This is a genomic window from Streptomyces sp. NPDC025273, from assembly GCF_040638585.1.
Classification (GTDB): domain Bacteria; phylum Actinomycetota; class Actinomycetes; order Streptomycetales; family Streptomycetaceae; genus Streptomyces; species Streptomyces cinereorectus.
Genome location: NZ_JBEZYP010000013.1, coordinates 16,250 through 29,683, shown reverse-complemented (window position 1 = coordinate 29,683; position 13,434 = coordinate 16,250). Strand labels below are relative to the sequence as shown.

Sequence of the window (13,434 nt, the reverse complement as noted above, 5' to 3'; positions counted from 1 at the left end):
CGTACACGGTCAGGCGCGGGGCGAGGCCAGTTCCACGACGGTGATGTCCGGGTCGGCGCCCAGCCGGACGGGCGGCCCCCAGAAGCCGGTGCCCCGGGTGACGTAGAGCAGGGTGTCCCCGTGTCGGCTCAGCCCGGCGACGTCCGGGTTGGCCAGGGCCGTGAGATGGGTGAAGGGCCAGAGCTGACCGCCGTGGGTGTGGCCGGACAACTGGAGATCCACCCCGTACCGGGCGGCCTCCGTGACCTGCGCCGGCTGGTGGGCGAGGAGGACGACGGCCCGGTCCCGGTCGCGTCCGCCGAGTGCGGCCTCGTAGTCGGGGCCGTCGTCGTGTTCGGCGCCGCTCGCGTCCTCGACCCCGGCCAGGTCGAAGCCGGGCAGGGCGACCCGCTCGTTGCGCAGGGTGCGCAGCCCGAGCCCGCTCACGAAGCGGACCCACTGCTCGGCGCCCGAGTAGAACTCGTGGTTCCCGGTGACGTAGTACGCGCCGTGCGGCGCCCGGAGGTCCGCGAGCGGTTCGGCGGCCCGCCCCTGGTCGGCCACGTCGGCGTCCTCCACCAGGTCGCCGACGAGGGCCACCAGGTCCGGCTCGGTGCCGTTGAGGAGGTCCACCAACTGCCGGGTCCGGGAGCGCCCCACCAGCACGTTCAGATGGATGTCGCTGATCAGCGCGATCCGGAAGCCGTGGGCCTCCGGGCCGAGCCGGGCGAGCGGCACGGTGATGTGCTTGATCCGGGGCGGCCCGAGCGCGGTGTACGCGCCGTACCCCACGGCGGCGGTGGTGGCGGTCCCGGCGGCCAGTGCGACGGCCCGGCTCACGAACATCCTCCGGGAGGTGCCGAGTTGACCGGCGGAGGCGCGCACCGGGGAGTCCGGGCGGGACGCGTGCTCCCCGCCGGTCACGGACGCCGTACGCGGGCCTCCCTGCTCCGTGTCGCCGGCCGGACGCCTCTGCCGGGCCCGCAGCAGGAACGGCCGGAACGCCTCACCCACCAGCAGCGCCAGCGTCAGGTAGAAGATCCCCGCCATCCAGGTGAAGCCGGGCCAGCCGACCGCCGTGGCCAGCGGCGCGGGCAGCGCACGCTCCCCGGGCGGCGCGGCCACCAGCAGCAGGGCCAGCAGGACGATCAGCGCCGTACCGGCCCGGCGCCACCACGAACCGGGGGACGTGGTGTCGCGGACCGTACGCAGCCACACGTAGTAGTGGACACCGGCCAGGAGCGGCAGGACGAGCGCGACGAACAACGCGGAGGACACCGGACCTCCGGATCAGCCGGCGATCGGGCGCGGCTCGCCGCACCAGCGGCGCAGTGCCCTCGTCAGCCCCCGGCCGGGTTCGGCGCCCGCCCAGGCCACGTATCCGTCGGGCCGGATCAGCACATGCGCGGGCCACTTGGCGCCGAGGGGTTCGGCGAGCACACCCGTACGCAGCCGGGCCTCCCAGCCCGTGGCGGCGGGCGGACAGCCGTCCGTGCCGGTCAGCACGAAACCACCGCCCCGGAACAGCTCGTACAGCCGCTCCGGGCCCCCGGGAGCCGCCACGAGTGGCCGGTCCGGTACCCGCAGACCCGTCCACCGGTCATGCCCTGCCGCCGGGTAGCGCAGGGTCAGCCCCGACAGGTGCTGCACGTTCAGCCGGTGGACCGGTTTGATCCGCATCGACCACATCGCGGCCCTCCGCAGCATCCGCGCGGGAAGACTGTCGGAGGTCTCGAAGCGGAAGGACAGGTCGGTCTTGCGCAGCGTCTCCGCCGCGATCGGGTACCGCTCCGCCTCGTAACTGTCGAGCAGCCCCTCCGGCGCCCACCCGTCGAGTACCGCCCGCAGCTTCCAGCCCAGGTTGAACGCGTCCTGGATACCGGTCTGGAGCCCCTGTCCGCCGGACGGGATGTGCGTGTGCGCGGCGTCCCCGGCGAGCAGCACCCTGCCGACCCGGTACTTCTTGGCGTGCCGCTGCGAGCTCCGGAACCGGGACAGCCACAGCGGGTCGTGGATGCCGATGTCCAAACCCAGGATGGCGGCGCAGCTCTCGCTCAGATCCTCCGGCGTCAGCGGCTCGTCGGCGGGGACGGTGAACTTCTGCCGGTCCAGCACGATGACCCGGTACGTGCCGTCGCGGAACGGGAACAGGGCGGCCATGCCGCGCCGGGTGATCCGCGCGTACTCCGCCGGCCCCGGCGGACTGCTCAGCCGGGCGTCGGCCATCATCAGCGACTGGTCGTAGTTCCAGCCGTCGAACCTCACGCCGATGGCGTCACGGACGGTGCTGTTCACCCCGTCGCAGCCGATGACGTACCGGGCTCGGACGGTGGTCGGACCCTCCGGGCCGGTCAGCTCGACGTCGACCCCGTCGTCGTCCTGCGACAGCCCGGTCATCTCGGTTCCGGGCAGCAGCAGCGCGCCCGCCTTCTCGGCGGCGGCCTGCAACGCGTCCTCGGTCCGCACCTGCGGGATGGACAGGCTGAACGGGAAACCGGTGTCGAGCAGCCCGTAGTCCAGATAGCCGTCCTCGTTGCCGAGCGGCGGATGCGGGCACTCCCGGCCCCAGGCGAGCAGGTCGCCCACCCGGCCCCGCATGTCGAGGAGCTCCAGGGTGCGGGGCTCGACCGTGCAGGCACGGGACAGCCGGCTGCGCCCGGTGCGCTTGTCGACCACCTGGCAGGAGACGCCGAAGCCGGCCAGCTCCGCCGCGAGCGCGAGCCCGGCGGGTCCGGCGCCGACGATGATCACCTGTGGGGACGGCGGCATCTTCTGACTCCTTCGGATCGGCCGGACCCGCCGCACGGGGAGTGCGCGGGGTGTGCGGGGCACGGAACCACGGCAGGGGCGGGCCGGACGAGCACCACGGAGCCGCCTCCCGTCGGGATGCCAGCCAGTTAATGGGCGGGTCCGTGGCGGGCGCAACCACGCTGAGAACGAGGTGAGAGGCGCCGGAGAGCGAGGTCCCGTGGATGAGACCGGATCGAGCACCAGGTTGAGAACGGGGAGTCCTAGCGTGGCGACCGATCAGGTGGTGTCCATGCAGTCCAGCCCGCAGGGGGAGTCCCGCCATGACCGCGCGTCCGCCGGAACCACGCCGTACACCGGCCGCCCCGGCCACTGCGCACCCACCGGCCGCCCTGTCCGTCGCGGAGCCGCCGGCCGTCCCCGGGCGCGAGGACCTGGAATCCCTGCTGGGTATCCGCCACTTCGAGAACCTGCTGCTGCGGATGTTCGCCGAGGGCAGGCTCAACGGCACCACGCACACCTGTCTGGGACAGGAGTACGTGCCGGTCTCCCTGGCCCCGCTGCTGGCCGGCGACCACGTACTCAGCAACCACCGGGGCCACGGCCACTACCTCGCCCTGTTCCGGGACCCCGCCGGACTGCTCGCGGAGATCATGGGCCGGGCCGGCGCGGTGTGTTCGGGCGTCGGCGGCAGCCAGCACATACGCCGCGACGGCTATCTCTCCACCGGGGTGCAGGGCCAGAGCCTGCCGCTCGCCGTGGGCATCGGACTGCGCTGCAAGCGCACGGGGTCCGGCCGGATCGCCGCCGCGTTCGTCGGCGACGGAACCTGGGGCGAGGGAGCGGTCTACGAGGCACTCAACATGGCCGCTCTGTGGCGGGTGCCGGTCCTGGTGGTCGTCGAACACAACGGGGTCGCCCAGTCCACCCCGACGCGTCTCCAGATGGCCGGTTCGATCGCCGACCGGGCCGCCGCCTTCGGCATCGACTTCGTGGAGATCACCGGCCACCACGTTCCGGAGATCCGGGAGCGGCTCACCCCCGTGGTGCGCCGGGTCCGCGAGGAACACCGCCCGGCGGTCGTGCAGTTCACCACCCACCGGCTGGGTCCCCACAGCAAGGGCGACGACACCCGCGACCCGGCGGAGGTGGAACGGCTCCGGGCCGGCGACTGGCACCGGGAGCTGACCGAACGGCTGGGCGCGCCGTTCCGGGAGCTTGACGCGCGCGTCCGCGCCGACCTGGAAGAACTGGCCCGCGAGGTGGAGGCACGGCCGCCCGCCGCCTGGACGGGGTCCGGTCTCCCGGACCCGAGGATGGAGGACCGATGGCCGAACTGACCGAGCCGACCGACCTGAGCGGGCTGACCGACCTCGTGGCCGATGTGCTCCGGACGCCCGCCGCCGAGGTGACGGAGGAGACCGGGCCCGCCACCACGGCGGCCTGGACCAGCCTGCGGCACGTCCAGATCGTCTCCCGTGTCGAACGGACCTACGGCGTCCGGCTCACCGCCCGTGAGGTGCGCGGCTGCCGGAGCGTCGGCGCCCTGCGCGCGGTGCTGACCGCGAAGCGGGGGACGCCGTGACCCGGCCCGCACCCCGTGTGGTGGAGACGCTCAACGCGGCCCTGCACCGGCTGTTCGAGGAACGGCCCTCGCTGCATCTGCTCGGCGAGGACGTGCTCGACCCGTACGGCGGCGCGTTCAAGGTGACCCGCGGTCTGTCCACCCGCCACCCGGACCGGGTGTTCGGCACCCCGATCAGCGAGGCGGGCATCACCGGCGTGGCGGGCGGTCTCGCGCTCGCGGGCGACCAGGCGATCGTGGAGATGATGTTCGGCGACTTCGCCGCGCTCGCCTTCGACCAGGTGCTCAACCTGATCTCCAAATCGGTGACCATGTACGGCGACCGGGTGCCTATGCCGGTCGTGGTGCGCTGCCCCGTGGGCGGCAACCGCGGATACGGCCCCACCCACAGCCAGAGCCTCCAGAAGCACTTCCTCGGCGTGCCCAACCTGGCGCTGTACGAGACGAGTCCCTTCCACGACCCGTACGCCCAACTCGCCGAGTGCCTCGACCGGGGGCCCGCGATGCTCTTCGAGGACAAGGTCCTCTACACCCGGCGGATGTTCCGCGAAGGGGTGGTGGACGAGCACCACGGGTACGCGCTGCTGGGCGGGCCGACCGGCTGGGCGCACGTCTCCCCCGTGGACGGCACCTCCGCCGACGTGGTGCTGGTCTGTCCGGGCGGCACCGCGCACCGGGCCCTCGACGCCGCGCGGCTGCTGCGCGCCCGGGGGCTCACCACGCACGTCCTGGTCCCGGCCCGGCTCTACCCGCCCGATCTGGAGCCGGTGCTGCCGCTGCTGGCGGGTGCCCGGCTGGTCGCCGTGGCGGAGGAGAGCACCGAGGGCGGTACCTGGGGTGCCGAGATCGCCGCCCGGGTGCACACGAGGATCTGGGCGGAACTGCGCGCGCCCGTCCTGCTGTTGTCCTCGGCCGACTCGGTGGTGCCGACCGCGCCGCACCTGGAGGCGGGTGTGCTGCTCGGCGCGGACCGGATCGCCGAGGAGATCGAGGCCGCAGCGGCCCGGTCCCTGCCGCCCCGCGCGCCTGCCGCACCGCACGTGGCCGCCGCCGGGCCGGAGACCGTCGCAACGAGGGCCGGTGAGCCGCAGACCTTTGAACCGGAGGCCGCCGGACCGGAGAGTGCCGGGCCCGTGGCCGGGGTGCCGGTGGCCGTACCCAAACTCAACAACAACGACACCGCCTACCTCGTCCTCCGGTGGCTCGCCGACGACGGCGCGCACATCGACGAGGGAGACCCGCTGGTCGAGGTGGAGACCTCCAAGGCGGTCGAGGAGATCGCCGCCCCGGCCGCCGGGTATCTGCGGGTGCGCGCCGCCGAGGGCACCGAGGCCGGTGTCGGGGAACTCCTCGCCGAACTCCTCGCCGAGCCGCCCGCCGCCCCATCGCCCGGCACCTCGGCGCCCACCGCGCCCGAGAGGCGCGTTGCCGCACCCGTACCCGCTCCCTCCGAGGAGCCGGGCCCCGCTGCCCGCACCCATGTGCTCGACCGGTCCCAGCAGGGGACTGCCGCCGTGGTCACCCGTGCCCACCGGGAGGTGCCCGCCGCCTTCGCCGCGGTCGAGGTCACGGTGGACGCGGTGCTGGCCAGGCTGCGGACCCTGTCCGAGGAGACCGGTGCCGAGGTCGGACTGCCGGAGGCGGTGGTGAAGGCGGTGGCCGCCGCACACCCCGCGTTCCCGCACCTGTTCGGCACCCTGCTGGACGAACGGACCGTGCGACTCGCCGACACCGTGGACATCGGCGTCACCGTGGATGCCGGGAACGGCCTCTACATTCCCGTGCTGCGGGACTGTGCCGCCCGTTCCCTCGCCGACATCTCCGACGACCTGATGGACTTCCGGATGAAGGCGTTCCGCGCCGAGTTCACCGCGGGTGAGCTGTCCGGCGGCTCCCTGAGCGTGTCGCTGAACACGGAGCCCGGCGTCCTGCTGGTCCAGCCGATCGTCATGTGGCCGCAGCTCTGCATGGTCTCGGTGGGCGGCCCGCTCACCCGGCTCGTGCTCACGGACGGGGTGCCCGCCCCCGCCACCGTGGTCACCCTCGGACTCGCCTACGACCACCGGGTGGTCAACGGCCGGGACGCGGTCGCCTTCCTGCGCGCCGTCGCGGACGCCCTCAACGACTCGGAACAGCTCGTCAAACTCATCGGCTGACAGTGAGGATGTGACGTGGTGACGCCGCGGGAGGGCCTGGCCCTCCGACTGACTGACGTCTCGACCGTCCTTCCGGGACGCGCCGGACCGCCGGGCGTCACCACGCACGACGGCCCGTGGACCACCGGCGGCCTGACGCACCCCGCCGCGGTGATCGAGCCGGGTCCGGCACCTCGCCCGCCAGGACTTCCCGGCCGCCCACGGCCGCACCCACTGCGCTGCCTCAAGCGATCCGCCGCCCGCGAGGTCTGCCGCGCCCTGACCGGCACAGCAATCGAACCAAGTCCCCGGACCAGTCCGACTCCAGCGGCTCGACGGCCGCAGGAGCATCTCAGTGAGGAGTTCTCGTGGCGTACGGGTTGACCGCCTTCGGCATGGCCCTCGGCGAGGAGACCGCCGTCAAGGACGTGGTGGCCGACTACACCGAGGACGTGGAACGCGTCCTCGGGTACGGCTACGACTACATCCACCGGGCCGCGCCCGGCACCAGCGTCACCGATCTCGCCGTCGAGGCGGGGCGGCGGGCGCTGGCGTCGGTGAACCCGCGCGAGGTGGACCTGCTCGTGCTCGCCCTGACCGACCTCGCGGACCATCTGTACTGGGACGCGGCGGCCCGGGTCCAGTGGGAACTCGGCCTGAGCCGCGCCGAGGCGGTGCTCGTCGACCAGGGCTGTGTGGGCGGGGTCACCGCGTTCGACACCGTCGCGGGACGCTTCGCCACCCATCCCGGCTACGGCACGGCGCTGGTCGTCGGCGCCAACCGGACCGTCGAGGCGTACTGGAACCGGCTGGACACCCACTCGCTGCTGTTCTCCGACGGGGCCGCCGCCGCCCTCGCCGTACGCGACGCGCCCACCCTGCGCTGGCGGTCCTCGTACGCGGAGACCGACGGCCGGTACGCCGACTTCTTCCGGATGGACGTCGGGGGCGCCCGGCAGCCCTTCGTGCCCGGCACCGAGACACCCGCCGTACGGGACTCCTGGGACGTCGTCGAGCACTTCGAGCACGACGCCGAGCGGCTGGCCGCCTACGCCGAGGAGATCGACGACCGCACCGCGCGCGCCGTGCACCGGGCCTGCCGTCAGGCCGGATGCGCCGAGGAGGACCTGGCCCGGCTGCTGCTGCTCAACGACAACGCCCGGGTCCTGGCGGCGCAGGCGGGACTGGTCGGGGTGCCGCTGGAGCGCACCAATGCCCGACTGGCCTCCCGGTACGGGCACTTCGGCGCCGCTGACCACCTGTTCTCCCTGGCCCGGATGCACGAGGCCGGGGAACTGTCGCCCGGGGACCTCGTGGCCCTCGCGGCCAACGGCCGGGGCATGCACTGGGCGTGCGCGGTCCTCCAGTGCTGAACACCTGACCAGGCCCTGTCAGGGGAGTCCCCTCCCGCCACCGAACAGATCGGAGTAACACGCTATGAGTCGTCATCCCGCCCGGCGTGCATGGATGGCCGCCGCGCTGGTCTGCGCCGGCCTGGGGCTGGTGTCCTGCGGGACCGACCCCGACACGGCCGTGCAGTCCTCCGATGCGGCCGACACCCCCGCCTGCAAGCTGCTCCGGCCGGTGTCCGTCGAGTTCGGCCTCGGAGAGCCCTCGGTGAGTCAGATGTCCGGGGAGGGCTGCACCGCCCACAGCCACGAGTTCGGCACCCTCACCGTGACCATGCGGGACCGGCCGCTGGAAACGGCGGCCACCGGACAGGGCAAACGGAGCACGATGCGCTTCGGCGACCACGACGCGGTGATGCTGATGGGTTCGCTGAACGGTGTCTGCAAGATCTTCCTGGACTCGGGGGAGAAGAACACCCTGGAACTGCGGCTCGGCCGGACCACGGCGATGACCCCGCAGGTGTGCACCTCACTGAAGAAGGCGACGGCGAAGGTGGCCGACGGGCTTGCCGCGCAGGCCCCGGCCTCCGCGTCCGGCTGACCCGGCCTCCGGGGATGGTGCCTTCGGCGCCACCCCCGGTCGCGGCGTCTCCTTCTCCTGGCCCCGACGGGCACGGGAGGGTCTTGCGTGCCCGTCGGACGTCGTCAGGGTGAGGCCGGTCACGGGCACGACCCTCCGCCGCACGACGACACGCACCGGCCGCCGGGGCCGGCCCCCCACTGCCGCACGGTGCGGTCGAACGGCCCGGTGCCGGAGCCCGACCACCTTCCGGGCTTCGGCACACGGGTGCGTGCGCACGGCCATGCCCGCCGGCCGATGCCGCCGTTGCGGTGCACCGCACCGTGACGCGCGGGACCGACCGTGGACCGCGCCGACGGAGACCGGCCTCCGGTACGGGGCGCACCCGGTCGGCTCCGGCCACGCGGGGAGCGGTCCCCCGGCCCGGAGCGTCGGGCAGGGAGTGCCTGGTGGTCCGCGCACCGGGCGGGACACCGGGGACCTACGGAGGACCTCGTTCCTCACTCCAGTGTTCGCGTGGTCGCGGCCAGGGACGCCTCCCCGAGGGAAGCGACCCCGAGCGCGGGCGGCCGCGTGCCGTCCGGTCCGTCGGCCGCCGGCCCCGGCAGGCCCTGGGTGCGGTCGATGACCCGGACCGTCGCCGGCCCCGCCCCCAGCTCCAGCTCCAGCTCCGCTCCCCGCGCCGGCACCTGACGGATCCACAGCTCCCATGCGGCGTCCCCGGCCGGGTCGTCGGCGAACTCTCCGGGCACCCCGGACACGGACCAGCCGCGGACGGCCGCCCCGCTGACGAGGACCACCAGTTCGTCGGCGCCCCGCCTGGAGGCCGCCGTCAGCCGGACCCGCCGTCCGCCGTCCGCCGAGTCCCCGACCACCGTCGTGGTGACCCGGGGGCCGGGCAGCGGGAACGCCTCGGCGGGGCCCCGCCGTACCGGCACCCGCCAGCCCGGCCAGAGATCCGCCACCGAGCCGCGCTCGGCGTCGGCGGGCAGGAAGTCGTCGCTCCAGTCGTCCGACGGGGCCCCGCTGATCCAGTGGGCCGTACGCCGGTCCGCGTCCCACAGGTACAGGAGGTCGGCCCGCACCGGGTTCTCGCGCTCCCGGGGCAGCAGCGCGGTGCCCGCCAGCACGGCCGTCGCCACCACGGCGGCGGTCACCGGCAACAGCCGTGGCAGGACCGGCAGCACCCCCGGCAGCAGAGCCGTGAGCAGCGCCGCCACGGCCACCGGCGCGGCTACGAGGCCCAGGCCCAGCGCGTTCGTGAGCAGCGGCACCAGCGGGAACACCAACAGGGCGGCCGGGACCGTGCCCAGAGCGGCGGCCAGCACCCGGCCCCGTACCGTCGTCCCGGCCCGCGAGGTGAGTACACCTGCGGCGGTGAGCAGCCCCAGCGTCGGCCAGACGAACACATGGCTGCCGCCGGGCAGCATCACCGCCGACCCGACGGACAGCAGGATCCACAGCAGCGCGGCCCCCGCCACCTGCGCCCCGGTGCCGGCCCACCGCCGGGCGAACAGAGCCAGCGCGCTGCCGACAGCCAGGGTGAGCACCAGGAACCCGGCGAGGGCCGGACCGTGCCCGCCGATGTCGTAGTAGTGGGCGAACTCGGTGTGCCCCGACGCGGCCAGCGGCGCCAGGGCGAACGCTGCCCCGGCGGCGAGCACCAACTGCCCGAGGGCGACGGCGAATCCCCGGAGGACGCCACCCACGGCGAGTGCGCCTCGCGCCCGCAGCCGCAGCAGCAGCGCCAGGCCGAGCCCGGCCGTCGCCAGCGCGGCGGGCAGCGCCGCGCCCAGCGGGTAGGAGACGAACCATCCGGCCGCCTGGAAGTACGCGGAGTCCCCGGCGGGGGTGCGCGCCAGGTCGGCCGAGGCCAGCGCGCGGGCCAGGCCGAGGGCCTGTGCCCCTTGGTGCTGGACGGTGGCCGGGTCCACTCGGTCCGGGGTGTCACCCGTCCCGTGGTAGTGGGTGTAGCCGTCGAGGTAGGCCAGGTTCAGGCCCTGGTGCCCGGCCTCCTGGAACACCGTGAAGTCGGTGAGGTTGGGCATGTAGCCGTACGCGGCGTCGAGCAGCGAGTCGGTCCGTGCGCCCGGCACCGTCCCGGCGAGGGTGCTCACCAGCCAGCCGGTGTCCGGTCCCGCCTCGAACATCAGGCTGGGCCCCCTGCTCCCCCTTGCTTCGAAGTTCAGGACCACCGTGTCGGGCGCCAGTACCCCCGGCTCGTTCACCAGGGCCTGCGCGCCGAGCAGCCCGCTCTCCTCCGCGTCGGTGAACACGAACAGGACGTCGTTGCGCGGGGGCGGTCCCTCCCGCAGCGCTCGGGCTGTCTCCAGCAGCACCGACACCGGGACCCCGGCGTCGTTGGCGCCGGGCCCGGCCTCGGTGGAGTCGTAGTGGGTGACCAGCGCCACCGGCCGCGTGTTCGCGGTGCCGGGTACACGGGCGACCACGTTCTCCAGCCGCAGGTCGGCGTAGCGGGAGTCGGCGCCGGTGGGGGAGAGGTCCGGGCGGTGGGACGCGGCCGCCCCCGTGTGCACCCGGGTGTCGATGCCCAGCGCGGTGAGGGTGCGGACGATGTACTCCCGGGCGCGTGTGTGTGCGGCGGAGCCGCTGGGCCGGGGGGAGGTGGCGATCTCCCGTACGTGTGCGGTGGCACGGGCCGCAGAGAAGGTGTCGGCGGGCGCGTCCAGCCCTCGGGCGGCGGGCATCCTGCTGTTCCAGGCGACCAGGGAGAGACAGAGCGCGGCGAACACGGCGACGGCCGCCGGGAAGACCCAGCGCCCGCCGGTGGCCCGGGCCGTTCCCCGTGGCCCGGACCGGTCGGTGTGGTGGTCGCCGGGGCTGTCGCGTGCCCCCGTGCCGGGGCGGGGATCCCTCAGGCCGGCCGGGGCGGACCGGTCGCGGTCCTCGGGCCGGGAGCCACCCGCGCGGCTGTCATACCGTCTGAGTGCCATAGACCGTGCACTCCTCGTTCGACCGGTGTCCGCCGGACACCCCGGCGGCGCTCTGCCGCCCGCACAGGGCGAGCGCGATGCGGTCCACCACGTCCTGGCCGGCAACGGCGCCGAGTTCCGCCGCGGCGCGCTGCCGGGCGTGGTCGCGCACCAGCGGGTTGAACGAGTAGGTGGGGCCGCCCGGCGCCTCGCCCGGGGCGACCGCCAGCAGATGCAGATTGACCAGGGTGTCCAGCAGCCGCTGGGTGTCCTCGCCGGGCCGGTCGGAGACGGCGGAGGCCATCCACTCGGGGACGAAATCCAGATCGCACAGACTGAGCCGGAGCCATAACCGGTAGGCGGCCGGTGACAGCTGCTCCAGGGTCGAGGTGAGCCGCGCCCCCATGTCCAGGCAGCCGATGGAGAGTTCGGCGATCCGGTCCTGCCGCGTCGCCAGACGCTCGGTGAAGCTGCGCAGGGTGCAGTGCGGGCGGGCCCGCAGCCGCGCTCCGGCGGCCCGGATGGCGAGCGGCAGATGTCCGCAGAGCTGGGCGATCCGCCGGGCGCTGTCGACCTCGGCGAAGAGCCGTTCCACGCCCACCAGGGAGGCGAGCAGGTCCAGTGCCTCGTCGGAGGGCAGCCCGTCGACGCGGTACTCGGTCAGGCCGGGGATCTTCAGCAGGCTGGCCCGGCCGGTGCACAGGACCGCGCTCTCGCCGCTGGGGAGCAGGGCCTCGTAGCGGGTGGACTCGGCCACGTCGTCCAGGACGATCAGCAGTCGTTTGCTGGCGGTGATGCTGCGGAACAGCGCGGCGCGGGCGGCGAGACCCGGGGGAATGCGCTGTTCGGGGACCCCGAACGCGTCGAGGAATCCGTTCAGCACCTCCTGCGGGGGAGCGGGGTCGGTCTGCCCGCGCAGGTCGGCGTAGAGCTGGCCGTCCGGGAAGTGCTGCTGGAGGGCGAGACCCGCGTGGATCGCGAGGGCGGTCTTGCCGGTGCCCCCGCATCCCGCCAGCGCCACCACGCGCGGCCCGCCGCCCGCGCGCAGGTCCGAGGTGATGCGCTGGAGCAGGTCGCGTCGGCCGGTGAAGTCCTTCGTCCGGGGCGGCAATTGAGCGGGCACCTTGGCGGATGGCCAGGGCTGGTGCGCCACGGCGGCGGGGGGCGGGGCGATCGGGTCGCCGGACAGGATCTTCTGGTGCAGTTCCTGAAGCCCCGCGCTCGGCTCCAGTCCGAGGTTCTTGATCTGGGCCAGACGGCTGTTGCGGTAGACGGTCAGGGCTTCCGCACGGCGCTGGGACTGATGCAGAGCGGTCATCAACTGTGCGCACAGCCGCTCACGCATCGGATATTCAGCGACCAACGGCTTCAGTTCGCTGATGAGTTCCGCGTGGCGGCCGAGGGTCAGGCCCACGTCGAGCCATTCCTCCAGGACCGAGAAGCGGCGTTCCTCCCAGTGCGCGGCCACCGCGTAGGTCAGCGGTCCGGAGATGTCGGCGAGCGGTTGCCCCCGGTAGAAGGAGAGTGCCCGCTGGTATTCGGCGGTCGCGGTCTCCAGTTCGCCGGCTGCCACCAACTCCCGGGCCCGGCGCACCGCTTTCTCGAACGCGTGGGCGTCGAGATCCTCCTCGTCGAGCCGTATGCGATAGCCGCCCTGTTCGGTCTCGATGAGATCGACCGGAGCACCGGCCGCGGCGAAGGCGTTCCGTAGCCGCCACACACAGGTCTGGATCTGCTTGTCCGCCGTGGCGGGCGGCGCGGAACGCCATACGGCGTCGATGAGCGAATTAATCGGGACGATGCGGTTCGCATGAAGCAATAAGGCTGCCAGAACAGTCAGTTGGCGATTTCGACCCACGCGAATCGGTTTGCCGTGGATGATTGCCTGTAAGGGTCCGAGGATGCGAAAGAAAATGTCGCGACCATTGTCGTCGAGCCCCTCTTGTGAACGACCTGTATTGAGAGATGAATATCCATTGCGGATCTGCAAGATCATCCTCCAGGTGTCGTGGTTATTCGGGGCCGGTGAAGAACGCTACAGAGCATCACTTGTCATGTCTATACCCAGGTTGGGGGCTGTCATGGGGCTTTCTTAGCCAGAACTTTCCGGTGCGAGGGTTCAATG

9 protein-coding genes are annotated in these 13,434 nt (G+C 73.2%); 5 read left to right on the top strand and 4 right to left on the bottom strand.

The window, feature by feature from the left end; genetic code table 11:
• Positions 1 to 9 precede the first annotated feature (9 nt).
• Both AB0F38_RS21310 and AB0F38_RS21305 read right to left on the bottom strand, forming a co-directional pair.
• A complete protein-coding gene (locus AB0F38_RS21310) occupies positions 10 to 1,257 on the bottom strand; it encodes a metallophosphoesterase (protein WP_361895529.1) in 1,248 nt (415 codons plus the stop codon).
• 12 nt (positions 1,258 to 1,269) lie between these two features.
• Entirely contained in the window at positions 1,270 to 2,748 is a 1,479-nt protein-coding gene (locus AB0F38_RS21305; RefSeq protein WP_361895526.1) for an FAD-dependent monooxygenase, read from the bottom strand.
• A 302-nt stretch (positions 2,749 to 3,050) separates the two neighbouring features.
• On the opposite strand from AB0F38_RS21305, the gene AB0F38_RS21300 reads away from it, so the two are divergent.
• From AB0F38_RS21300 to AB0F38_RS21280, 5 genes are all read left to right on the top strand, one after another.
• Positions 3,051 to 4,067 carry a thiamine pyrophosphate-dependent dehydrogenase E1 component subunit alpha gene (locus AB0F38_RS21300; RefSeq protein WP_361895524.1) on the top strand — a complete coding sequence of 339 codons (1,017 nt, stop codon included), beginning with the start codon at positions 3,051 to 3,053 and terminating at the stop codon, positions 4,065 to 4,067.
• A complete protein-coding gene (locus AB0F38_RS21295; RefSeq protein WP_361895522.1) occupies positions 4,055 to 4,312 on the top strand; it encodes an acyl carrier protein in 258 nt (85 codons plus the stop codon). Before AB0F38_RS21300 ends, AB0F38_RS21295 begins: the two co-directional genes overlap by 13 nt.
• On the top strand, positions 4,309 to 6,468 hold the full coding sequence (locus AB0F38_RS21290; protein WP_361895519.1) for a 2-oxo acid dehydrogenase subunit E2: 2,160 nt from the start codon (positions 4,309 to 4,311) through the stop codon (positions 6,466 to 6,468). Before AB0F38_RS21295 ends, AB0F38_RS21290 begins: the two co-directional genes overlap by 4 nt.
• A 347-nt stretch (positions 6,469 to 6,815) precedes the next feature.
• Entirely contained in the window at positions 6,816 to 7,820 is a 1,005-nt protein-coding gene (locus tag AB0F38_RS21285) for a 3-oxoacyl-[acyl-carrier-protein] synthase III C-terminal domain-containing protein (protein ID WP_361895516.1), read from the top strand.
• 64 nt (positions 7,821 to 7,884) lie between these two features.
• A complete protein-coding gene (locus AB0F38_RS21280) occupies positions 7,885 to 8,397 on the top strand; it encodes a hypothetical protein (RefSeq protein WP_361895514.1) in 513 nt (170 codons plus the stop codon).
• A 479-nt stretch (positions 8,398 to 8,876) separates the two neighbouring features.
• Here the strand turns inward: AB0F38_RS21280 and AB0F38_RS21275 are convergent, their stop codons facing one another.
• Both AB0F38_RS21275 and AB0F38_RS21270 read right to left on the bottom strand, forming a co-directional pair.
• Positions 8,877 to 11,330 carry a M28 family peptidase gene (locus AB0F38_RS21275; protein WP_361895511.1) on the bottom strand — a complete coding sequence of 818 codons (2,454 nt, stop codon included), beginning with the start codon at positions 11,328 to 11,330 and terminating at the stop codon, positions 8,877 to 8,879.
• A complete protein-coding gene (locus tag AB0F38_RS21270; RefSeq protein WP_361895509.1) occupies positions 11,311 to 13,167 on the bottom strand; it encodes a BTAD domain-containing putative transcriptional regulator in 1,857 nt (618 codons plus the stop codon). Before AB0F38_RS21270 ends, AB0F38_RS21275 begins: the two co-directional genes overlap by 20 nt.
• Positions 13,168 to 13,434: the final 267 nt, after the last annotated feature.